11 protein-coding genes are annotated in these 25511 nt (G+C 40.1%); all 11 read right to left on the reverse strand.

Annotated features, from left to right (window positions below; all coding sequences use genetic code 11):
• Window positions 1-28: 28 nt before the first annotated feature.
• Window positions 29-1822 (reverse strand): glycoside hydrolase family 71/99 protein, encoded by a 1794-nt coding sequence (locus AC1DDK_RS04645; RefSeq protein WP_477633863.1) that lies wholly within the window; start codon window positions 1820-1822, stop codon window positions 29-31.
• Window positions 1822-3540, reverse strand: a complete 1719-nt coding sequence (locus tag AC1DDK_RS04650) for a hypothetical protein (protein ID WP_337715894.1) — start codon at window positions 3538-3540, stop codon at window positions 1822-1824. Before AC1DDK_RS04650 ends, AC1DDK_RS04645 begins: the two co-directional genes overlap by 1 nt.
• Window positions 3541-3545: 5 nt before the next feature.
• The gene (locus AC1DDK_RS04655; protein WP_337715896.1) at window positions 3546-4739 is read right to left on the reverse strand and encodes a glycosyltransferase WbsX family protein; all 1194 of its coding nucleotides are present in this window, start codon (window positions 4737-4739) and stop codon (window positions 3546-3548) included.
• A 14-nt stretch (window positions 4740-4753) separates the two neighbouring features.
• On the reverse strand, window positions 4754-8029 hold the full coding sequence (locus AC1DDK_RS04660; protein ID WP_337715898.1) for a glycosyl hydrolase: 3276 nt from the start codon (window positions 8027-8029) through the stop codon (window positions 4754-4756).
• A gap of 93 nt (window positions 8030-8122) precedes the next feature.
• Window positions 8123-9889 (reverse strand): RagB/SusD family nutrient uptake outer membrane protein, encoded by a 1767-nt coding sequence (locus tag AC1DDK_RS04665; RefSeq protein WP_337715901.1) that lies wholly within the window; start codon window positions 9887-9889, stop codon window positions 8123-8125.
• 12 nt (window positions 9890-9901) lie between these two features.
• A complete protein-coding gene (locus AC1DDK_RS04670; protein WP_477633864.1) occupies window positions 9902-12952 on the reverse strand; it encodes a SusC/RagA family TonB-linked outer membrane protein in 3051 nt (1016 codons plus the stop codon).
• 49 nt (window positions 12953-13001) lie between these two features.
• Window positions 13002-14897 carry a RagB/SusD family nutrient uptake outer membrane protein gene (locus AC1DDK_RS04675; RefSeq protein ID WP_288879544.1) on the reverse strand — a complete coding sequence of 632 codons (1896 nt, stop codon included), beginning with the start codon at window positions 14895-14897 and terminating at the stop codon, window positions 13002-13004.
• A gap of 18 nt (window positions 14898-14915) precedes the next feature.
• Window positions 14916-18083, reverse strand: coding sequence for a SusC/RagA family TonB-linked outer membrane protein (locus tag AC1DDK_RS04680; protein ID WP_477633865.1), 3168 nt, complete (start codon window positions 18081-18083; stop codon window positions 14916-14918).
• A gap of 66 nt (window positions 18084-18149) precedes the next feature.
• Window positions 18150-19916, reverse strand: coding sequence for a hypothetical protein (locus AC1DDK_RS04685; RefSeq protein ID WP_288879542.1), 1767 nt, complete (start codon window positions 19914-19916; stop codon window positions 18150-18152).
• A 326-nt stretch (window positions 19917-20242) separates the two neighbouring features.
• A complete protein-coding gene (locus AC1DDK_RS04690; RefSeq protein WP_288879541.1) occupies window positions 20243-21901 on the reverse strand; it encodes a RagB/SusD family nutrient uptake outer membrane protein in 1659 nt (552 codons plus the stop codon).
• Between the two features lie 19 nt (window positions 21902-21920).
• Window positions 21921-25058, reverse strand: a complete 3138-nt coding sequence (locus AC1DDK_RS04695; protein ID WP_477633866.1) for a SusC/RagA family TonB-linked outer membrane protein — start codon at window positions 25056-25058, stop codon at window positions 21921-21923.
• Between the last annotated feature and the right edge of the window lie 453 nt (window positions 25059-25511).

A 25511-nucleotide genomic window follows, 5' to 3' on the forward strand; every position in this document is an offset into this window, starting at 1 on the left:
GGCAACCTGTACTGTCCAGTACCTGGTCTTATTGTTTAATATATCTGTAGGCAAACCGTGCATTTGGAGCAGCATCACCCTTGTCTAGCCAATGCATGGCATTTCCGTCAACAGGTGAGTTATCGGCCCATTTAAAGTCTAATGTAAACTCGTTTCCTATAATACCAAGTTGTTTTTTTGGGATAACAAGTTCCAATTCGTTTTTGTCTGTTCTGTATTTTATGGAAGATGATTTACCTAAACTACAGTCTTTTTTAAGGTTATGTAATGTAGCAGTATTATTACTTAAAACACGCTGGTTAACTACATATTGAAAGCCCTCCCAGCCTTGGTTGGCAGCACCTTTTACACCTATAAACAAATGCATCCAATCTGGAGAATCCGATGGTGTTAATGGATCTTTTGTTTTTACATAGAAGTACACATTTTGCTGATCTGAAGTAATTCTGGATTCTATAATATCATTGCGACCTGTGTTATTTACATATTCATTTATTCGGCCCCAGCCTGGGTGTTTGCGATGGAAGGTATCTCCACTATCATCTTTATATACCGCCGGTATTTTTTTCCAATCACTAAATTTCCCATCAATGCTCATTGATGTATTGGTTTTGTAAACGGGAAGTTTTCCTGTGCCTTTAAACTTCCTTACATTATCTACCAGCTGGTAATAATAATTGTCTTTGGTTACGCCGTTTTCAGGTTCCGCATCTCTGCTAAATTCGGCATTATAAAGATCTACAAAATAGGTTTCTCCCTTTTCGATTGACTTACCTAAAAAGGTTTTGGATGCTCCGTCGTTAAAGCGCATGGCCACCCACTCATTCCATCCGGTTATAAATACAAATTCAGGATCTACCTCAAGGGCTCTTTTCCATTGTTCTTCAAAGTAAAGTCCTTTTTCGGTCGAAAATATTTCTGGCTCTTTACCATTATGAAAGCTTCTGCCAATGTTCGACATCGGGTGTTGTGCAATAGAAACGGTTACCTGTTCAGCTTTATCTTTTGAATCGTGCCAGCCATAAGATTGAGGGTAATGATCAAGCCATGGCCATTTGTCTTTACCATCTGCAAACCACTGCTGGCCTTTGCTCCATGCCCAGGAATGCCGGGTGGTAAAGAAATTTTTAATTTCGGGTGTAACTGCCTCTGGCGGGCACAACAACAGGGGTTTTCCTTTCCACAAAAACCAAAGGTTACTAAACAATCCTTTTTTATAAATCTGCTCATAAAGGTTATTAACCGTTTGCTTGGGCACACTATTTACAATAAAGGAAATAGATGGGGTGCTTAATCCTTCGGCACGCATTTTAAGGTAAGTATTGGCAATCTTTGTAACCTGCGGCAGATAAATAGCGGCATTGGTTACATCAAGAATAATTACATCAATACCAGCATCAGATAACATTTGTGCGTGTTTACGGATCACCCATTCATCATCGGCAAGGTAATACCCAAAATAAGGTTCACCCCAATGGTGAAAAGCGTGAATTGGTCCATATTTAGGGTCAGTTGGATTGGCCTTTAAAAGCTTGGTAATGTCATATGGGCTAACCGTATCCCCTGGTGTTTTGGGCATCACCCCACCATCAGCAGCACCTCCTTTATGCTGATCATAGCCGTGAGCTCCCTGCCATATGAAATAGAATATTCCTGCATACTTATCTTTACGTGGAGTTTTATATTTTGCTGGCTCAATAGTGCGGCCAAGCGCATCTTTTGYTACCCATGTATCAGCATTTGATGATGAAACTTGAGCTTCAGTCTGATAAAAGGAGATACAAATCAATCCCGATAAGAAGATTTTTTTTAAACCCATCATCAATTGGTAGCGCTATATATGAAATTAAAACGGCCACCCGGTGCTGTGTCGCCATTTAGATACCAGTCTAACGGATCGTTATCGTTCTGCATATTATCAGACCATTTAAATTCGAAATTGAGCGGTTTAGCTACGTTTTTAAGATAGATTCTTGGAAGTGTAACCATCATTTGATTACCCTTAACTACATATTTTAAAGTCTGTATATCTTTCCAGGCTCCATCTCTGTATTGCTGCAAATTGCTTCCCCCTGCAACTCTAAAATCATATCCTTTCCAGCCTGTTTTGGCGCTTCGATCTGTATCCAGATATAGTCTCATCCAGTTACTGCCTGAATTGGAAGTGATGTCAGCTACAGTTTTAACAAAAAAGTAAATGTTGACTTTGTCACGCGCAATCTTCATCTGCTCAAAATCGTTTCTGCCTGTTGCATTGGTATAAACAATTGCAGGCTCAATCGGGGTGCCTGGATGGTTACGTTCCTGAGTGTCGCCGGTATAATCCTTGTAAACGGGCTGTACTGATGTCCAATCACCGAACCCATTAATTGTTTTAGGTAAGCCAGCCGAAGGATTTGCGGCTACGCCTTTGTATCTTCTTATATTGCCAACCAATTGCATATAGTAGTTATCCTTTAAACCGGCAGTAAGCGAAGGCTCGATATCTCTGCTATATTCTGGGCTTGCCTGATCACAAAACCATGAGTGTTCCGGGTTGTTATCTCTACTAGGAAATTTTCCGGCTATCCACTCATTCCAACCTGTAACATACACAAAAGGCGTGTTTTGTTTTATAGCATAGTCCCATTGCTCCTGAAAATTGTAACCATAAATTACATCTGTTGCAGGATTTCCGGGTGACCCATTATGATAGCTCCTACCCCAATTGTCTTTATTACCGTAAAATGCCGAACCACCCATTCCTGCCGTTGGATTAGGGTGCTGTGCAACTGAGACATTGATGATTTCTGTTTCTCCCTTGGCGTTCTTATATGTTTTTTGAGGTCTTACAAATTCAATCCATGGCCAGCTGTTTGTTTTTTGAGGTTCGTTTGGCCATTGTGATTCTCTGTATGTGAAAGTATTTTCATAATCTTTTCCCTTAGCTTCTGCAGATATTCCAATTATAAGCGGCTTACCATCCATTAAATACCAGCACTCGGGGTAGCGGTATGGAGCACCAGGTTTATAAAAATTATTGTAGGCTTCCTGCATGGTCTCGCCCGATGAGGTATTGGTATAAAACACGATTTTAGGAGGGGTTTTACCCTGCGCCCGAACTGCATTCATAGCCTTCATCAACACGTCGGCTTGTTTTGGATAAGTTAAGCGGTTTGTTGCATCAATTACAAGAAGATCCACACCAGCATCAGTTAGCAACTGAATACTTCTTAAATGTACCCAATAATCATTTGCGCTATAATATCCATAAATGGGTTGCCCCCAGTAATACATCCCCCCGCTTCCCCAATATGGATTATCAAAATCATTGAGTACTTCGGGATGTGCATTCACGATTTCATGGAGATCCCAATATTTGCGTGGTGCTGTTTCATGCCATAAAAAGTAGAACATGGCAACCGTTTTTTTTCTAGGATTACCCACCTCCTTATTTTGAGGGAGAACTCTGCCCAAATCATCAGCTCCGGCAAACGGCTGAGCGCTTGATGAACCAATCCCCAATAATGCAAAAAGTATTATAAAGTGAACAGACCTCATAGGATTTATTTTTTTACAAATGCCCTTTTTAATACGTCCAGATAACCCATTTTATGTAAGGTATCGGGTTCGAGATAACTTCCTTCCGACCACTCATTCCAGGCATTGATGGTAATTAATTTGCGTTGTTTTGGATGTGTATCTGCAAATACTTTTGCCTTTTCGACATACTTTGCAAATTTTTCAGGAGCGGGATTATTTATATAACCGGTTTTATACGGAAACCTTGGGTTAGCATCCCAGCTAATTGTGAGATTAGGGAAATAAGGAATGGTAAAATCGTTACTAAATCCTTGCCACATATTGGTAGACAGATCTGCCCATTTCTCGTAATCTCCATCTGGATTTTGCAAATGTGCCCAGCAGTAATTTGTTAAACTGTTAAAGCCAAAATACTCCATAACTTTATTCTGTGTTCCAATTTTTTCGCCGGGTACCCCTGCAATACTTGAAGGTAAGGCCTGCCAAAGAATTCCCTGTAAGTGCAGTCCGGGAAACCCTGCGGCAATTGTTTTTTCTCTGAAGTAATCCAAAGCCTCTTTGGTTTGCGTTGCACCGCCCAATCCCGCAATCAGCGTATGAAGTTCGTAGATACAGAATACCGGGGCACCATCAATCTTGTAATAACCAGGATCTTTGAAATATTTTGCTATCACACGATCGACCACAATATTAAATTGTTTACGATCTACACTGCCTTTCCAGATCACTGAATCTTTTTTCGGGTTCTTGCGCTCCCAATAAGTTGTAGCATCATGATTTGCCCACATCAGGTAAAACTTCATCCTGCCTTTGTTGGCTTTTAAAAAGCCTTCGTTGATACAATCTTCAAGGAATGGTTTTCCCTCATACCAGTACCAATCGAAGATAAATGTATTCACTCCGTGATCAACAGCAGCAGTGATCTTTTTATCCATATCTTTTGGATTTGCCTCGTCCAGATATCCCCAGAGCGGGACTTTTGGTTGGGCATGTCCTTTTTCTTTAGGTTGCGCTTTATAAATGATCTCCCATTCCCCCTTTTTTTCTGGAAATAAAAACTCCGCTCTAGGCTCATAGTGATAGGCAGGCCAATAGAATGCAGCTACATCATAATCCTGGGTAATTTTCTTTTTGATGTTGCACGATTGAAATATAATGGCAATAGCTATTGCTATTGCCAAAGAAAAGAGCGATCTATTATAAGATAATGACTTCATAATAAATGTTGTGTTTAATACGGATTTATTTCAATAGATACCGGACCTGTTAACCCTGATGGATGCAGCGGGCTGTCTGCTTTGTACGGGTTAATATAAGACCAGGTTTTACGTTGATCTTCTGGCAATTTTAAATCACCTATCAACCGGTTTACCCAGGTGTTAACCACTTTTACTTCCAGCTTATTTTCACCCGCCAACACTGCCTCGGTAATGTCTACTTTGTAAGGTGGTGTCCATACACCACCAACCTCTTTACCGTTAACCTTTACTTTGGCCAATGCGGTAACTGCGCCGAGGTTTAGATAAATACGCTGCCCTGCAGCTGGTTTCTTAATCTCAAACGAAGTATTATATAAGGCACTTCCAGAATAATGAGCTATTCGTGTATCCGGGTGTTTTGACCAATCTATTAAAGTTTTAAATACCACAGGTTCTTCTGGGCCTCTGCCCTCTTTATCAAATTTAACGGTCCATGGGTCAGTTAATTTAATTACATCAATTGGCTCAGGGAAATTAACCTTTTTCTCGGCCGTGGCATTACCGGACTGGTCTTTTCTGAAGATTATAAAAGCACTTTCAAATGCATCGAGTTTTAAAGGAACAGATGTTGTATTTGGTGTTGAGCTGTACTCTGGAAGATCACGCATTTTCCCTGTTATAGCATTCCACAATTCGGGTGCTTTTCCGGTAACCCGGAATGCAGGATTAATGCTTATAGGTTTATCACTCTGATTAGACACAAAGTATATTTCGCCATCGTTAGTCTTTCTATGGATATACAGGGCCAGATCATTACCAACGGTTTTAAAATCTGGAATCACTCCTATTTTATCTAATGCCTGTTGTAAATCAAGACCATCCATTACCAGACCCTTACCATATTCATTTGTTTTAATACCCTGTCCATCAATTTTTCCCCAAACTTCGTTGGCAAGTTTTTTTACATTGTCATCTGCAGTGCTGTAGTTTTCTAAACTAGGTGAGCGTTTTGGTTTTGGGCCCAATATCACTCCACCTGCTTTTACCAGACTTGCTATTTTCTCCAACAATTCCGGCCTCATAGTTTCCAGTGCAGGAAGTACCAATACCCGGTAAGACATACCATCAGGAAGTACAAATTTGCCATCCTTAACAGTTAATCGGTTAATGATCACCTCTGCATTGATGTAGTCAAAGGAATAACCTTCGGGGAGCTTAGGATCCTGTATTCCAGTCATTTTTGGTGCATCTTCACCAATAAAATAGGCTACATCTGCAACATATTTACCTTGCTGCAGCATGAAATTACTGCGCTTAAGATAATGGATAAACATATCCATATCGTAAAACCAGGTATTGAAACGGTTAAACTCATTGCCAAACCAGGCATTAACACCGGGTTTCCTGTCCTCATATGGTTGTTGAATATAAACATGTAGCAACGTATTATTGATCCCTTCTGTAAAGAAGCGATCGCCACGTTGTTTCATCATTGCCGGATAACGACCAAAGGTATTTCCTGCAGCAGTGAATGATTCTGCAGAAACTTTAGTTTTACCATAAATATGTGCTGCCGATGATGCTGCTCTGTTTTCTATGTTACCAAGTTCACCTTCGCTCCAAAACTCTCCGCCTACTTCATCAGATTGTCCTCCGTATTGAAGAAATTCACCGGGAAAACCCCAGTGTCCATAATTTTCAAGCCATATGGTTAACCCATGTTTGTGACTTACATCGCGCAATCCGCCAACATATTCATAAGCAACATTGTCTGCAACAAATCTTCTCAGGTCCCATAGAAAGCGATCTGATTTATCCTGACTTCCTACCACGTGCCCATACATAACCGGTATAAGTGGCATAGGATCATATCCGTAACGCTTTTTAAACTTGGCAATGAAATCATCTGTCCAGTTTTGGCCGCCCATCTCGTAACTATCCTGAACCGCGACTTTCCATGTTTTACGGTCTTCGGCAGGAATTCTTCTCTGAATTTCGCCCATGAATGCATCAAAGTGTTTTATCACATGCTCATGGTTCATTTTATCTACCTCTAGTCCGGTTCCTTCTGGGGATGCCGGGCTATTTTGAACACCTGTGGGTGCCATTCCTGTTCGCATTACAATCCATTCACCTTCGGGAACATCCCATGTAAGTGTACCATCAGCCGACAAATTTGAACTGATATCTTTTATTGAGCCTTCATCTATCAGCAATGACTTATCTGCTACCTCTTTTTGTTGTGCCCACTGATATTCATGCCAATAAGGAAGTGGGGTTGGGTGCATTTTAGCGAGTGTTTTTTCGATGAATCTTTCCACTTTTGGCACCGAAGAAATTTCCAGTTCAGCAATGCTGGCATCCTGGGATGTATTGGTAAACGTTAGACGAAAGGCTTTTGATGTTACTGCATCAAATGAAATGATAACCGGAGCAAACTGAGCAAAACCAACATTCAACGCGTTATTGCTACGGTCTACTTTGAACTGTTTTATTTCGCGGTAATTACCATTATCCAATGCCTCTATTTTCACATCTATACTCATGTTCTTTTTGGATGGATAGATGGTTAAACTTCTTGCAGTATAGCTTTCTTGGGCAGCTATGGTAATAACAGAAGGTTTACCACCTGGCAGCAATGCTTCAGTTTTCTGGTTTTTATCAAGGATATTTGCAATGCTTTTTATAGCCGGATCGGAAGTAATAACAGGTTTTAAATCAGCGATACTGCTCCCATATCCTTTTGGTGCTTTAAAAGCCAGCAGTTTAACATCCTGAAAACTTCCTTCAGGTTTATTAAGCTTTTGGGAAATTTTTGCAGGTCCTTTGAACACAGTTTCTGATGATGCCAGATAACGCATTGCCTGTTCAGGTTTAACCCAGGGTCCGCCTGACTGGCTCCAGCCAGGACTATTAAACATTCCTATTTCTATCCCTAACTCCGAAGCCGTTTTTAAAGCAGTGTGTGTAATATCCCACCATTCATCAGAAAACAACTTGACCTTTCCATAAGGAACTTCTCCGGTTAAACCTATATTACCAATAAAAGCACGATTTATACCTACTGCTTTCATTGCCTTTAGATCGTTTATAACTCCTTGTTTAGAGATATTGTCTGAAATCCAATACCAATACACACTGGTCTGTATTGAATCCGGAGGTACTATAAACCCACTCTCAACTTTAGTGAAAGCAATGTTTTTGTTAGTACTTGAACAAGCGGAAATTATTAAAATTAATACCGGTATCACAAAGTGGGCAAAGTGCTCCCATACAGTACCCTTAAAAGATCTGATGTTTGAATTCATAAATGGTTTCATTTGGTTGTACCAATACTATTAATTATTTTAATAATCAGCAACCTGTACTATACTGCTCTTATTGTAACTTTTAGGATGCTGTTAATCAAGCCACCCCGGGTTTTGCCAATTCTGTCCGGTAAGGTTAATCATCTTATCCACTTCAGCCTGGTCTATTGGGTACAACAAATACTTATTGGACCAGGCATTTCTGTTGGCAAATTTGAAACGGCTAAAAGTAAGGTTTGAGCCTTCTTTAGTAATCCTCATCCCGGTAACAAATTTATCTGTCTGATCAAGGATTTTCCATCTTCTGACATCAAAGAAACGATGGCCTTCAAAAGCAAACTCTATTCGTCTTTCATTACGATACTTTTTTTCGAATGCTTCTTTTGACATCCCGGCTGGAAACGCAGGCATTCCAGCTCTGGCACGTACAGCACTAACTGCCTCGCGGGCACTCACGGTAAGCGTTCCAGAGGACACCGCAGCATCAGGCCCCGCTGACTGGTACGCAGATTCTGCAAAGTTCAGATAGAGTTCGGCCAAACGGAAGATCCTAATAGAACCATCTGCATCATTGCTAATTCCCGATTTGTAATTGTTGAACTTACGAAGGTAATATCCTGTTCTGGTGCGCGTTCTTTCCGTTCCTGAAATCCCTTCAAGACCGCCCACAAAGGTTTCCACTTTTTTACCGTTAGGATCATTCAGATTCCTTACGGCACCATTATAGTATATCGAAGCATAGAATCTGGGATCGCGACCAATGTATGGGTTCCCCGGATCATAACCGGATGCCGGATTTACTGTTGCCACAAGGTTATCCGTTCCTGAATATCCAATTATTGGAGCTTCTCCATTTGCCATTTCGTAACTATCTACCAGATCCTGGGTTGGACTCGGGCCAGTTTTTTCCATTCCTGGATTTGTTGGCATACCAGCCAGTTTCCATATTTGCAACTTACCGCCTCCATGAAAAATCGTTTCTTTATCCGTAGACCTTTGATCGTTGGAACCAATCAGATTGTAATACGCATATGCATTTTGAGCAACATCAGCTGCCGGAATCTGGGTAAAAAGCTTATAATCGTTTGCAAGGCATTGAGCAAGCGCCTCTATGTTTATGCTTGTAGCATCGGCCCATGAGTAAGTTCCATCGGCCCATAAAGGACTTGCGGCATAAGTAACTGACTCTGATTTGATGGCATATGCAATTGCCCTGGTCATGATACCATATTGGTTATCGTAAATATCCCATGAAAAGCCATCACGTCCAGCTGGATAGGATAAAGCTTTATCACAATCTGCAAGAATGAATTTCACAACCTCCGAAAAAGTGGCTTTCTTATCCTTAGAGTAATCATAGTCTACACCTAAAGGTTTATCTATAAGCGGCACTCCTCCATATCGTTTTATCAATTGCAAATAATAAAGTGCACGTAAAGTATGTGCCTGAGCTGTCCACGCGCCTTTCTCTGCTTCAGTTGCAAATACTGTTGCTGTTTTGATATTTTCTATAAACACATTGCATTTACGGATTCCCTCGTACAACTTACCCCATGGACTACCATCCGCAGAATACTGGGCATATGAACTGGAAGTTATTGATCCACCATACCAGGCAGCATATCTGGAACTCACAACATTGTCATCTGCATCCTGAGATTCGTCTCCAAAAGATGCTCTATCGGTATTAGGGGCCGGACAATATCCATAACATGAATTCAGATACCCTCTGGTTCTGTTATAGTCGCTGAATACCTGTTCCATAGTTATCCTACCATCTGAAGGCAAATCCAATTGTTTGTTACATGAAAACAGAACGCCGGCTGTAATTATAATTATAAATTTTTTATACTTTCTCATCGCAATAATTTGTTAAAAAACAACATTTACACCTATGTTAAATACCCTGTAGACCGGGAAAGAAGTATAACCCCCACCTTCAGGACCAAAATCTTTCGACTTCATTTTATCCCAGGTGATTAGATTCTGTCCGCTAAGTAAGAACTTGATTTTTTCTGCCGAGATGGCTTTAGACAGACGGCCAGGCAGGGTGTACGAAAGCTCTACATTTTTAAGGCGTAAATACGATCTGTTATACTTATAATAATCGTTTATTTCCTGACTGGAGGACTTAACTGTCGACAATGCAGGGGCTGTTATTGCTTCACCGTTTTGGTAGCGTTCCGGCGTCCATGCATTTTTGTGCAAGGAACCATATATTCCATCAAAATCTGCTTCCCAAACACCCTGCCCAACAATTACCGAAGAGTACTGACCAATTCCTTGTAATAAGAAACTCAGATCGAAGGATTTATAGGCAACACCTCCCGATATTCCATATGTAAACCTTGGAAGTGCTCCGGTACCTATTGGAGCCTTATCAGCCTCATTTATAATACCATCATCATTTAGATCCTGATATTTAAGATCCCCTAAACGTGGATTACCAACTTTGTACTCAATTTTGTTACCATCAAGTTCTTGCTGAGTATTAAAAAATCCATTGCCGTTACTATAATCAACCAGGTATCCAAATGTTTGGCCATAAGAATAGCCCTCCTCCTGCTTTCTATAAATGTAATCGTCGTTTCTCAGTGGCTCATTTGTATTAATCACTTTATTTTTCGAATAACCAATTAAACCTCCCAACGATATTTTCACATCCTGATTTAAAGCCTTGGTATAATTGGCGGTTATTTCGTAGCCCTTGTTTTCAAAAATACCTGTGTTTGTTTTAGGATAATTATTTAAAGGTATACCCTGATACAAAGGAATAGCTGATAGCGCACTAACTACCATATTATTCATGCGCTCTTTAAACACATCTACAGTAAAAGATAGGGAATTAAATAATCCCAGATCTAACCCATAGTTTTGTTTTGTAGATATTTCAGCCTGTATATGAGGATTTCCAACGGTCCTCTCATCTATAATATACTGAAGGGAACCAATTGGTCCTCCTCCTCTAACGGTTACCTCATCGAGGTAGGCGAACCGGTTTAAGCCACTTTGGTCGTTTGCTGTTTTACCATAAGAAGCCCTTAATTTAAGGTTGCTTAGCCAGGCTGCATCCTTCATAAAATCTTCGTTCGACACTTCCCAGGCTGCAGAAATTGCCGGAGTAAAGGTATAACGGTCGCTGCGCGCATATTGCTCAGAACCCGAATAACCAACATCAAACTTAATATGGTACCGGTTATCGAAGCTGTAGGTTGCTTCTGCGCCCGAGCTTAGGCGGTTATAAGGCAATAATCCCGGGGAACCTGTATCTGCCTTTGTCAGATTTTGGAAGAACATATAGGCCATACCTCCTACATGATGCTTACCGAAATCCCGGCTGTAATTAAGCGCTCCATTGTAGGTTAGGTGATAATAGTATGAACTTCCCTTGCCATATTTCAAAGGTGTATTGTTCTGGTCACCTTTTCTATTGAACAGGAGTTCTTCGGGTTTGGTATTATCTCTTGTCCAGCGTTCATAATCCTGAGTAGTACTTAAACTGCCAACGGCATTAGTCTGATAAGCAACTACACCTGTTAAATTTAAGCCTTTTGTAAGGAACCCCATGTCCAGATCAAGCCCAAACTGCGAGGTGATATTGGTCACTGTATGTCTTACATACCCAGATCGGTTTAACATCCCAAAGGTTGGCGAGCCCACATTACTCGTTGTAATTACCTGACCATTCGGAGTTAACGGACCATACACAGTTGGAGGAATCTGAAAAAGGCTGCCATATATTGTTGAATTTCCGGAACCAGGGGTTCGTTCTCTTTTAATATTACCACTTAAGCGGATAAATGCTTTAAGGTACCGGTTTAGGCTCATATCAACATTACTGCGATAGTTAACCCAAACGTTGTTTGCATTAGAATTGTATTTATCCTGATCTGTAATAAACTGTCCTCCCTGATGCATAAAGTTCACATTGGAATAGAATTGTACTTTTTCGTTTCCGCCGGTAACGTTAAGACTTGCACGCTGCATGGCTGCGTAGTCCTTAAAATACCTATCATACCAATTGTTATTGGGATAAAGGTCGTTCCCGCCTGAACGAAAGTTTTCAATCTGCTGATCGCTAAATAACTTTTCCTTTTTATCATTAACCAATGCCTGATTTCTCATCGATGMGTAATCGGCAGCACTGTAAAACGTTGGTGTGGTTGTTACCTGCTGTATGGATTGATCGAAAGTTGTTTTTATTTGGACATTGCCTTTTATCCCGCGTTTGGTAGTAATCACGATTAATCCATTTGCACCCTGAATACCATAAAGCGCTTGGGTAGATGCGTCTTTTAACACAGTAACAGATTCGATTTCATTTGCACTGATGTACTCGAGCGTCTGATTGCTGTTATAAGCACATATAATTCCATCAATAATTACGAGTGGTCCGTTGCCCCTTGCAGCAGATAGCCCTCTGACATAAATATTGGTAGTTGCTCTTGATAGCTCTGAGTACGTTTCTTGTGTCACTAAGCCTGCAAAACGACCAGCAAAACTTTGGGTAAGATTTGCTACAGGAGATTTTTCCAGCTCTTCGCCTGTAACTGTTGCTACCGATCCGGAAACCTCATGTCGCAGCTGTGAGGTATACCCCAGTTGAACTACATCGTCTTTTTTATGTATATCTGGTTTTAACTCAACATCAATCTGAGCTTTCCCATTGATAGCTATTTTTTGTGTAGAATAACCAGCATAGGAAAATATCAGTGGGCTATTCACATCCAGTATTATGGCGTACTCACCATTTGCATTTGTTGATGTTCCTGTTTCTCCATCCCGGGAGCTTATTGTTACGCCAGCAAGCGGTCTTCCAAATTCATCCTTCACTATGCCTTTCACTGGGACCGATACCTCCTGTGCGCTGACACTTGTTCCTATGGAAAACAAGAGTGCCAGCAGCAATGTTATTTTGATCATTAATTTATGTATCATCTGATTTGTCATTGAGGTCTATTAAAAACTATTATTACCAACCGTTACTTTGCCACTTAACTCCTGTAATTGACTGCAGGCGGTTTGCCTCATCAAGCGGTATAGGTACCCAAAGGAATTTATTGGTAAAATTCTTGCGTTCATTGGTGCGGACAGGTCTTCGGTTATAGGTAAAGGTTCCGTCGGGGTTTCTGGTAATTTCCATCCCTGTTACCCACTGATCGGTTTTAGAAAGGTCGCCGGTTGGCAGCGTCCATCTGCGAACGTCGAAATACCTGTTTTCTTCCATAGCCAGCTCTACCCTACGCTCATTCCTGACCCTGAGTATCAACTGTTCTTTAGATAGATTCGAAGGTATTTCTGGCATCCCCGCCCTGGCCCGTATTTCGTTAACAGCTGTAGTTGCTTCAGGTAATTTACCTGCTTCAGCAGCTGCCTCTGCAAAGTTTAAGATGACTTCTCCAAGACGGAACATTTTCCAATTTGCACCGCCCACAGGATTATCATTACCCGAGTTTGGATGCAGGAATTTCCTTTCGAAGTAGCCTGTACGGGTTGCCTTTCTGGTAGAAGCATGAATACCGGTTTGCGGTTCACCGACATAAGTTGCAATAATCCTTGTTCTATTACCCATTGGTGCAGGATAATTTTCAATAGATTCAGGCACTTCCGCAAAATTCCAGAATGCTTTTCTTTTCGATCCATTGTAGTAGATGGAAGCATAAAAACGTGGATCTCTGTTTGCATATGGGTTTTTAGGATCATAGGTTTTATTTTCAGGATTGTAGTTTGGCTGCTGGTGCTTATCATCAAGATATGGATTTGCAAGATTTAGAATTGGCTTCCCATCAATGGTCTCATATGCATCTACAAGCTCCTGCGTTGGGCAGGTTCCTGATTTGTATCCATCCTGTGCACCAATGCCATCAATATTCCAGATATTACCTTGCCCATCGCGACTTTGATATATTGTTTCATGATCTACGCTGGATGCATAACCCATTGTCTGAGTGAAATATTCATTATAGATGGCCGTTTTTTCATTCTTGTTTGGCCCGAGGTATGCAACATCTGAAAGATAAGTTTGTGGATAGTTTACCTTATTATAAAGCTCAAAGCCGTTTTTTCTTAAATTTTCTAATGATGTTTTGTTGACTTGATAAGCCTCTTCCCAATAATTTTTGCCTTCATTATATAATGGGCTCGCAGCAAAGAGGATCATTTTTGATTTTATGGCCTCTGCCATTGCTTTGTTTACACGGCCAGCTTCCTGATCTGAGTTAATTCTCCATTGCAATTCATTTGTGCCAAGTGCAACATCACAATCTTCCATGATAAACTTAACTACATCATAATAAGTCTCTCTTTTTACTTTGGAAAAGTCACCTGAAAAATCATATGGTTCACGTTCTATAGGTAGCGAAGGGCCAAACCATTTTAGTAGTTCTGAGTAATAGTAAGCCCTTAAAAGATGTGCTTCAGCTTTCCAGCGTTTTCTATCTGATTCATTGCCCACCGTTGCATTATCTATGCGGCTTATAAATATGGTACAGTTGCGGATAGCGCTCCAATAGTTTGCCCAATAATTTCCATTTCCACTATCCCCACTTACATTGGTTATGGGATGATTACCGGCAGACGCATTGCCATTGTACATTCGGCCACTCATAAGTCCCGACTCTGCTTCCGCATCCGTATCCCAGGATTCGTCGCTCCAGTTAACGGGGCCTCTTTGCCAAAAAAAGTATCTGGTCCCTTTTACGGGCATGTTTGCATAACAGGTATTTAAAAAAGCTTTCACCTTTTCGTTATCAGCAAAGACTTCCTCCATAGTGATCTTGCCATCGGGTGCTGTATCCAAAGCTTTCTTACACGCAGCAAGGAAAAACATGGAGAGCGCGATTAATAAAACTATATATTTCGTTTTCATAACTTCTTGTATTGGGGATTAGAAAGTAACATTTAAGCCAAAGTTTGCCATTTTGGTTACAGGGTATCCGAGAGGATCATTGTTCTCAGGATCCAAATGGCCCATTTTTAAATGATCCCAGGTATAAAGATTTTKTCCGCTTACGTAAACCCTTAATCTTTGAACTCCAATTTTATTAAGGATTCCCAGGGGAAGTGTGTAGGCTAATTCCACATTTCTAAGACGAATAAATGAACGGTCCATAATGAAGAAATCATTGGCCGTGTGATTCGTATTGTTCAATGTGCTTAATGCCGGATAAGTAATCTTCTCGCCGTTCGCATATCGCTCCGGAGTCCATGCATTTTTATGATAATCGAAATAAGTACCCAGTTTTATAGTTTCATAAACTCCCTGATCAGAATAATTATTGGAGTACTTGCTTACACCTTGCAGGAATGCTGTAAATTCAAATCCTTTATAATTAAGGCCCAATGTAAAACCGTAAGTAACCCTGGGTATGGTGCTATAGCCAATGGCCATCTGATCCTTATCATTAACCACTCCATCGCCATTAGCATCTACATACTTAAAATCGCCTACTCTTGGCGTACCGAAGCCATAAGTGGTATGCGCAAGATAATTGTCAAGTTCTTCTTTTGAATTGAAATACCCATTTCCGTTGCTGTAATCTATTTTGTATCCAAGGGTTTGACCAATTGAGTACCCTGTAGATCTATATTTTGTTGCGTAAGATTCATCACGGATCTGTTCATCTATAAATTTAACTACGTTATGGTTATATCCATAATTTCCCTTAACCATTAAAGAAAGGTCCTTTGCGAGTGATTTATTATAGGTTAGCTCAATTTCATATCCTTTATTATCGACCAATCCCATATTTACTCTTGGAATAAAATTTAAGGGTACGCCTTGAAATTCAGGCACAGTGTTACGCTCGATCAGAATGTTGCTTCTTTTCTCAACAAAATAATCGAAGGAACCACTTAAATCCTTAAATAATTGTAGGTCTATACCATAGTTTTGTTTTACAGCGACCTCCCAGGTTAGATTTGGATTAGCCAGAAGAGCCTGATTTATTCCACCTCCAAGGCTGCCAAGTGGGCCACCGCCAACTGTGATGTTACTTTGATAAAGAAACCTGTAACCGCCCATTTGATCGTTACCTACTTTGCCATAAGATGCACGTAATTTTAGACTGGTAATTGTCTTATTATTTTTTAGGAATTGCTCATTACTTAGAATCCATCCAATTGAAGCCGCTGGGAAAAAGCCAAAGCGTTTGTTTGGCGCAAACTGTTCAGAACCATTATATCCCATGTTAAATTCTGCCAGATAGCGATTGTCATAAGCATACGTGGCCCTGGCTGCTATACCTAATACGTTAAAAGGAATATCACCACCCGGGGTTTCCCAATAATCGCGTTGACCAAGGATCATTGCACCAACCTCATGCTTTTCAGCAAATGTTCGGGCATAATTAACCGAGGCCTGCATATTGATATTATAACGGGAATCTGCTCCCTTAGTTAATGAAAGCAATTCTTCATCGGGACGTTTAACCGCATAACTTAACTGATTAGTTTCCGGGTTAACTTCGGCAAGATAAAGACGCTCGCTTTTCTTGCCTTGGGTAGCGGTAGTTGATTTAGAATCATAAGAGATCATCCCTTTAACACTTAGCCCTTTGGTAACGAAACTACTTAAATCCCAATCGAGCCCTAAAGTGGAATTCAGGTTAGATCTAACTTCGTTACGATATCCAAATCTGTTCATAATTTCAAAGGCAGAACGGTCTAAGTATCCCGGATCTACTATTTGACCTGGCGCTATTCCAAAACCACCTATGGTTGTTGGTCCCGGCGTAATCGGCAAAATGGTTTGGGCCTGATACAATAAATCTCTCATCATCCAATTTGTATCACCTCCGCCATATAGCCATGCTGAAGGCATATTAATCTGTTCTATATAACTACCTATATTTAAAAATGACTTTAGTGAGTTCGTGACTTTATAATCCAGATTGGCCCTAAAATTAAACCTATCCATTTTTGCGGAAGGATCATAACCCAATACCGATTTAGGCTCAGTTTTAAGGTTACCCCCTTGATTAAGATATGCAGCGTTTACAAAGTAGGATACTCTTTCTGTTCCCCCGCTTGCACTGGTATTAATTCTTGTTTGCGGTGAATAACGGGATATAAACTCACGATAATAATCATGATCCGGATACATGTATTTTCGAACTGCCGCTTTTTGTGCATAGTCGGGATCATTTGGATCTAAGCCTGCCAAAGGATTTAGGTATTTATCCATGGTTTCCTGACTAAAAGGAAGTGGCGATATGTTGTCGTTTTTAGAAGCTTCATTTCTTAGCTTCATATAGTCTATAGAGTGCAGCCTTTCTGGTTCCCGAGTAAATGATGAATAACTCTGATCTAAATTGACAGATAATTCGGGCTTACCTTCCGTACCTCGTTTGGTGGTAATAAGGATAACCCCATTTGCTCCTCTAACACCAAATACTGCCGTTGCTGATGCATCTTTCAATACGGAAATAGTTGCGACCTCGCTAGCGTCAATGGTCCGTATGTTATCACGGGGAACTCCATCAATTAGAATAAGAGGGCTTTTAGTATTAGTTGTTGCGGCGCCACGCAGATACATAGTTGCATCGTCACGTCCCGGTTGGCCACCCCCAGACTGAATGGATGTTAAGCCCGACAATTTACCCGCCAATGCATTAGCAAGACTTGCAGAAGAATTTTGTTTAAGTTCTCTGGAGGAGACCGAAGAAACTGCCCCTGTTACCGAAATTTTCTTCTGTTGACCATATCCTACTACAACCACTTCGTCCAATTTCTCATCGGAATTTACCAGAGTTACATTAATTGCTGATTTTCCGTTTACAGCTATTTTCTTTTGAATATATCCTATGTATGCAAATACCAATATGGCATTTGACGGCGCTTTAATAGTGTAAGTCCCGTTTTCATTTGTCTGGGTACCCACCTTAGATCCCTGAACCGTAACAGTGACCCCGGGTAAGGGACCAAGATCCAGTGAATCCAATACCTTTCCGGAGACAGTGATCTGTTCCTGTGAGAAAGCATTAAGTGAACTACATATTGCCAGCAATAGCAAAGGAGTCCAATAGAGCTTTGAGAATAGTCGTTTTTTCCTCATAATGAGCATTTTTGAAATGTTTGATTTGGATTTATTAGGTTAGGTTTCAGGTGTGCTTTGTTGGTGTCAATCTTCTTTATATGGATAATTAAATCTTCCCGAGGGTGCAACATCTCCATTGATCAGGAAATCAATAATATCACCATCAGTCTGCATGTTATCAGACCATTTAAATTCAAAATTTAATGCGTTTTTTAAGGTTAGGAATGTTCTCGGAATACGGATTTCAAGCTGATTACCGATGTAGTTTAGATCGACTTGCGCTACCTGTTTCCAATTCCATCCCTTTGTGGATTTTTCCAAAAAAGCCTTTTGGTCTGGAGATTTTCTATTCACTACAAAGTCATATCCCTCCCATCCTGTTTTTTTATCCCTATCAATATCTATAAACAGGCGCATCCATGCAGGATCTTTGTGATTGGTAAGCTTATCTGCTGTTTCTACATAGAAATAGACATACTTGTTATCTCTTGCTACTTTGGCTTTTACAATGTCATTTCGCCCAGTCGTATTTGTATAATGTGTACCTGCAAAGCCATCAGCATCGCGATGGATGGTATTTCCCTTATGCGCCAGAAATTCCGGCCTAACGTTAAGCCATTCATCGAATTTCCCATCCATGCCGATCGTTTTTGCTGCAGAGGCTTTTTCAGGAGCAGGCATCCCTTTAAAGCGGCGGATGTTAGCGATTAACTGGTAATAGTAATTATCCTGATGACCACCTTTCATAGGCTCTATATCTCTACTGTGTTCTGTATCAAACTGATCGGGAAAGGCATTTGGCTGATCCTGCCAGGTTTCATATCTACCGGCTATCCATTCGTTCCAGCCGGTAACAAATACCAGTTCAACGTTTTGCTTTAAAGCATAGTCCCATTGTTCCTGAAAATTCAGCCCGTATTGATGAGCGCCCTTATTTGTATTTTGCCCATTTTTGTTAGTGTAACTTCTTCCAAATGCACCTTTCGCGTTCATTGGATTTAAACCATTTTCCTTGGTCCAGTTTTGAGATGTGCCAACCGTCATTTGTTCAAAGCTTCCATCATCATTTTTTACGAAGCCATGCTGAGGATATATCTCCAGCCATCCCCAATGATCTTTACGTTCAGGCCCTTTGTTGTAAACCGGTTGTCCCGGACGAAAAGTAAAAAAGTGCTTAATCTCGGGATCAATATTATCCGGGTAAGCCATAATTAAGGGTTTACCTTTCCATTGAAACCACAAGTCTTTATAAAGGCCTGGTTTGTATAGGTCGTTATAAACCTGACTAATGGCACTTTTGGTATCTTTTGATGCCCCAAAGCCCATCATAAAAGCGATCTGAGGGGTACGGATACCATTTTTTCTAGCCTCTGAAAACACTTCACACAATGCCATATACGCAGGCTTCCACACCAGATCTCCATTGGTACAATCAAACATAATCATATCAACACCTGCATCAGCCAGCATTTCGGCATGCTTCCAAAGCACCCATTTGTCCGTATTTACGTAATAACCAAACAGCGGTTCATTCCAGAAATTCATGATGTTTTGTGGCCATGCCGGATGCTTGTAATCGTAAAGCGCGTCGGGATGTTTCTGTAAAAAGGCAGTCGTATTATTTGGTTTCAGCTTGGCTTGAGCATAATGCCATGTCCAATAGAACAGGCCAATAAATTTGTCGCTTTTCTCTTTGCCTACTTCATTAAATGTGGGTAGTTTTCTGCCCAAAGCATCTGTGGCTGGCAATGTTGCAGTATAATTGGTTAGTGGCTTCTGTGAAAAAACATTTGTTACAGTGGCACACAGCACCAATAAAAGACCAGCAGAGGATCTGATATTAAAGCTCATAATAAATCTATATTTGGTTAGGCACAATCGTTTTCGAGGGAAAACTATTGGTTGCTATTTCAATAATATTAATAGTTTCATCGAGCAGCAACCTGTACTATACTGACTGGCATCCTGCACCTACAGGCTCTTAAATATTAAATTATGAGTACAAATACATGCTAAATCCTATTAGGAAGAGAATAATTATTTATAAAAGAATTTCTTTTTTTAGATAATTATACCGGTAATGCCGATTATATAACTACGACATTGATGGGCATAAAAAAACGAGTGTCCATATGATAAGGACACTCGTTTTAATAGTTTAAGGAAAATGCTTTTAATTAATTATATCCTGCATTTTGAGTTAATACTCCTTTTGAAAGATCCACTTCCTTTTGCGGAACAGGCATCAGATAAAATCTATCATTCCATGTTCTTTCCTGAGCCTGAGTATTTTTAATATTATTTATAGTTTTCATTACCTGAGGGGCAATTTTCCAACGACGAATATCCATATATCGTTGTCCCTCTAAGGCAAGCTCTACCCTACGTTCATTACGAATTACTTCTCTAAGCGCATCTTTTCCTGCATACTTTACTCTATCAACAACAGGCATTCCTGAACGCGTTCTAACTGCGTCTAAGGCATCATAAACTGTAGCATCAGGTCCGCTTAATTCATTTTTAGCTTCTGCGTAGGTCAACAATACCTCAGCATAACGGATTAAAATTATATTGGCATGGTTGTCTACCTGTTGACGATAGATTGCAGGGTCAACCAGTTTACGAAAATTATATCCTGTTAAGGACATATTGGAAGCGCCCTGAACCCAATTAAATTTATAATCGTCTTCAACCGCATTCCAAGGTGAGTTTTCAAACAGAATTGTAGCATAAAAACGTGGATCACGGTTTTTATACTCGTTAGCGAATGCGGGATTGTTAGTTTTATACCAGTCAGCACGTTGAGCCGGATCTGTTGGAATAACTGCCTCGCCGGTTTTATAACTGCCATAACTATTTACCAATTCCTGAGTTGGAGTTACTGAGCTCCAACCACCAATAGTGCCCGGCAATAAATAAGTATTTAGGAAATTCGCATCTTTTTGGTCAATCTGCTGACGGTCTAAAATTACCTCAGTATTACCCTCATTTACTTTATGAAAAAGTGCCTCATAACTGCGCAGACCCAAACGGAATTTCTTCTCGTCGTTAGCATTGGCAAACGTAACCCATTTGCTATAATCATCTTTAGCATCTATGGCTTCTTCTGCACCAACTTTAAATAAGCTATAGCCCAGAGTCATTACCTGACTTGATGCATCAACGGCCAGTTGCCACTGACTTTCATTTAAATGTACCCTGGCCTTTAATGCAAGGGCTGCTCCTTTGGTGATTCTTCCTTTTTCATTTGGTTTACCGCCGGCATAACTTTGGGGCAAAATTTTAGAAACGGCATCAAGCTCATCAGTAATAAATTTTACTACTTCAGCTTTTGGAGTTCTTGGTACATTTTCCGCGCCCAAGGCTAAAACCGTTGTAATTAAAGGAACATCTCCAAATTTATTTGTTAATCTGGAATAAAACAGTGCCCTTAAAAACCTTACTTCCGCTTTATATCTTTCCAATAAAGCAGCATCTACTGTAGTTACTTTATCTGCATTGGCAAGGAAATAATTTGCACGTCGGATGTCGATGAAACTCCAACCCGCATCAGTTGTAGACGTAAGCGTTCCGGCTGAAACATCTGTAGCAGAGCTTTCCCATGGATACTGCGCATGGGCATTATCTGTTGCACCATCGTCATAAATTATTCCATCGCCAGGTAGCTGATTATAAACAGCCATAACTGCCTGATAGACATCATTAGGGTTTTTCCAAAAAGTTGCTTCAGACAATTGATCCAATGGTGGTCTTTCCAAAAAGTCTTTTTTGCAAGAGGTAACAGCGCCTATTGTTAAAAGCCCTGTAAGTATATATATTGATGTTATTTTTTTCATGATATTCGTATTATTATGATTAGAAACCAGCACTTAAACCAATTGACCAGGTTTTAATACCCGGGTAACCTCCACGTCCAGAATCAGACTCAGGGTCATAATCTGCTAATCGTTTATCAGCCATAAAAGTGAAAGGGTTATTCGCTGTTCCATAAATTCTTAGTTTAGCCAATCCAATTCTTTTAGTTACATCTTGTGGAATAGTATAACCTAAGGTTATGCCTCTTACTCTGAAATAGGCCCCACTGAATAACCAGAATGATGAAGTAGGATTATAATTATGTGCCCCAGCAGCTGTTGTTAAAATGCGTGGGAAATCAGCATTCGGATCAGGATTAGCAGTTGTCCATCTGTTTAACCACTGCTCTTTTACATTGGCGCCATTAAAGAATGGATAAGCAGCCTCTTCAGATAAATAAGTTTTAACCTTTGCCACCCCGTAAGTAAGTACACTGAAATCGAAACCTTTGTATGTAGCGTTTAAATTAAACCCATAATTTAACCACGGAACATTGTTGCCAATTATCTTGCGATCGGAAGCATCGATCAGGTTATCACCATTTAAATCTTTATATTTAATATMTCCTGCTTTGGTGGTAGCTGTTTGGAAAGCGTGATTTGTTACGTCAGCAGCATCAACAAAAAGACCTTCTGATTCATATCCGTAAAAAGAACCTATTGATTCACCAACTTTCTGTATAAATCGTCCGTCAAATGTTTCGCTACCATCGCCTAGCTTAGTAATGGTACTCTTAATAATTGATAAATTACCTCCAATGCTGAACGTAAAATCGCTGCCAATTTTGTTGTTGTGAGTAATCGCAAGCTCAAATCCTTTGTTTTGGGTAGCGGCACCATTTGATAGTGGAAGCCCACTATTTATAGCATCGGTAGTGCTTGTATTTACTCCACTGGTTGCAAGTGCAGGAACCCTCATTAAAAGATCCTTAGTATTTTTAATATAGTAATCTGTAGTAATATCTAGTTTACCGTTGAACATACTTAGGTCGATACCCAAATCTGTCATATATACTTTTTCCCAGGTTGCCAATGGGTTGGCAATTTTTGCTGACCACACTCCGCCTTGTGGAGCCTCTTCAAAACTATATTGATAGCCAGTATTTAACAGGTCGAAATAGTTTCCAATTGATACGACATCCTGGTTACCCAAAGAACCCCATGAACCACGCAATTTCAAATTATTGATCCAATCCACATTTTTCATAAAGTCCTCTTTACTTACATTCCAACCTGCAGAAAACGAGGGGAATACTGCTCTGCGGATATCTTTACGAAAACGGGATGAATAATCTATACGTGTATTAACTTCTAAAAGGTATTTGTCGTTAAAAGCATAATTGAAACGTCCAAAAACAGAGCGCATAGCCCAATCTTGCTGGTTACTTCGGTTTGCCTGTCCATCGTCATCAGAGTTGATATCTTCAGGATTTGATGATCCCGATACAACAGTGGTCATATCATTATTCGGGAAATTTTTACGCCCCACAAATGCTGTTCTGTAGGTATTGCTTTCTTGCGATGCACCTACTGTTAATTTACCATAATGTTTGCCAAAAGTACGTTCATAATCAGTTGTTACCTGCGTTAAAAGCTCCCTCCTTTTACGCCAGTATTCAAGCATATCATTCTGCACTTTTTGAGTTGAAGTAATTGGCTTTCCGGTTAAAAAGTCATTAATAGGATCAAGGGTATTGTTAAAAGACCATGAGTTGCCATTTGTATATTTTAGGGAAACTAATCCATTTATTGACAGCCCTTTTAATGGTGTTAAAGTAGCATTAGCAGAGGTCTGGAAATAATTATCACGATCCCAGGCTTTACCGCCTTCTTCAATTATGCGTGCCTGATTACGACCTGCTGTTTGCGCATTGGCTTTGCCATTATCGATTGATCCCCAATCGCCATTGCTCTGGCGAAATACAGAAGTTGGCAAAGACCTGTTAAGCTCTGTCCAGCTCATGTTGCCTTTACGGTCAAAATTTTGGTTTATGAACGAGAAGTTAGTTCCAACCTTTAAAATTTCAGGTACAATAGTAGTTTCAGTATTTAACTTAGCCACAAAACGGTTCTGATCTTTATTCGGAATAATAGATTCCTGACTAAGATAAGATACCCCTAAATAACTATTGGTAATTTTACCTGGTGCATTTATGTTTAAATTGATATCACTTAAGGGTGCAGTTTTGCGAAGAACTTTATCATACCAATCAGTATTTGGGTAAAGATCTGGTTTTGAACCATCTTTATACCATTGAATTTGTTCTGCAGTAAAAAGTGGAGCACCACCAGCATTTGTTAATGCCTCATTGTAAAGTGTAGTATAATCGCCTGAGCCTACATATTTCGCCATTTTGGTAGGCGATTGCCATCCGTAATTTGCATTAAGTTCTACCGTAGTTTTCTCTCCGTTACCACGCTTAGTAGTTACCATGATAACACCATTGGCTGCTCTTGACCCATACAATGCAGCAGAAGATGCATCCTTTAAAACAGACATACTAGAAATGTCGTTAGGATTTAAGGTAGCGAATTCCTGTGCAGAGGCAGGTATGCCATCAATAACATACATTGGATTGCTTCCACCAGACACCAGGCTACTTCTACCTCTAATGCTTACAGTAGTTGAAGCAGATGCATCTCGGCTTAAGTCCCCAGGACGCTGTAAAATAGTAAGACCAGGAGAAACACCTTGTAATGCATTCTGTATTGAAGTTACTGGCCTGTCCTTTAACTGCTTAGGAGTTACAGTGGCAATAGCACCAGTTAAACTCGTTCTTTTTTGTGTACCATAGGCCACAACTACAACTTCATTCAGGTTGCTAGATTCATCCTCAAGACTTATATCTATTGTACCAGCTTTTGCTGCAGTAACTTCTTTGGTTTTAAAACCTATAGCTCTGAAAACCAAAACACTATTTTCTGGTACAGTGAGTGCATAGGCTCCTTCTGCATTGGTTGACGTTCCGCGGCTTGTTAAATTTTTCACTTGTACAGAAACACCAGGTATAGGGTTACCTTGACTGTCTTTAACTGTTCCTTTAACATTAATGTCAGCTCGTGTGTAGTTTACAGGCAGGCCTCCTGCATAAGCACTTATAGATGCAGTCACCAATATTAAAAAACAAAGTTTTATCAATACTAGTGTTTTAACGAACGGCCTTAGCTGCCGTTTTAAATAATAGTCAATCATAATTGTTATTTAGTTTAGTTGTTAGTTAGTTATTGGAATTGCAGTAATTACTTTGTTAGGTTATCATACTATTTAATCTCATGAATTGAGAGGAAGGACTTAGATGGTTAAAACTTTTCAGCTCTAATGTATAGAGTCGGGAGGTCACATATTATGTACAACTTAACGCAATCGATTGATTTAGCACGGACGCCAGTATAACTTCCTCTTGAAATCTTTAATAAATTGCTTTTAGGTATATCAAACTTCAGTCAGGCTTTGTTCGGCAAAGCTTGATCTTATGAATCATGATCTTTTTTATTTCTATGGGAATAATAATTAACCCAATGTTTAATTATCTACTAAGAAGTTAGTTTAAAGCACTCCAGAGGCACTATTTAATGGTGAAAAAGACAGCCT

The sequence above is a fragment of the Pedobacter sp. 05T44 genome (assembly GCF_056395985.1).

Bases quoted from the DNA above. Each gene is read 5' to 3' on its own strand.
- AC1DDK_RS04650 (WP_337715894.1), bottom strand. From the start codon at position 3,540: ATGAGGTCTGTTCACTTTATAATACTTTTTGCATTATTGGGGATTGGT.
- AC1DDK_RS04655 (WP_337715896.1), bottom strand. From the start codon at position 4,739: ATGAAGTCATTATCTTATAATAGATCGCTCTTTTCTTTGGCAATAGCA.
- AC1DDK_RS04660 (WP_337715898.1), bottom strand. From the start codon at position 8,029: ATGAATTCAAACATCAGATCTTTTAAGGGTACTGTATGGGAGCACTTT.
- AC1DDK_RS04665 (WP_337715901.1), bottom strand. From the start codon at position 9,889: ATGAGAAAGTATAAAAAATTTATAATTATAATTACAGCCGGCGTTCTG.
- AC1DDK_RS04675 (WP_288879544.1), bottom strand. From the start codon at position 14,897: ATGAAAACGAAATATATAGTTTTATTAATCGCGCTCTCCATGTTTTTC.
- AC1DDK_RS04685 (WP_288879542.1), bottom strand. From the start codon at position 19,916: ATGAGCTTTAATATCAGATCCTCTGCTGGTCTTTTATTGGTGCTGTGT.
- AC1DDK_RS04690 (WP_288879541.1), bottom strand. From the start codon at position 21,901: ATGAAAAAAATAACATCAATATATATACTTACAGGGCTTTTAACAATA.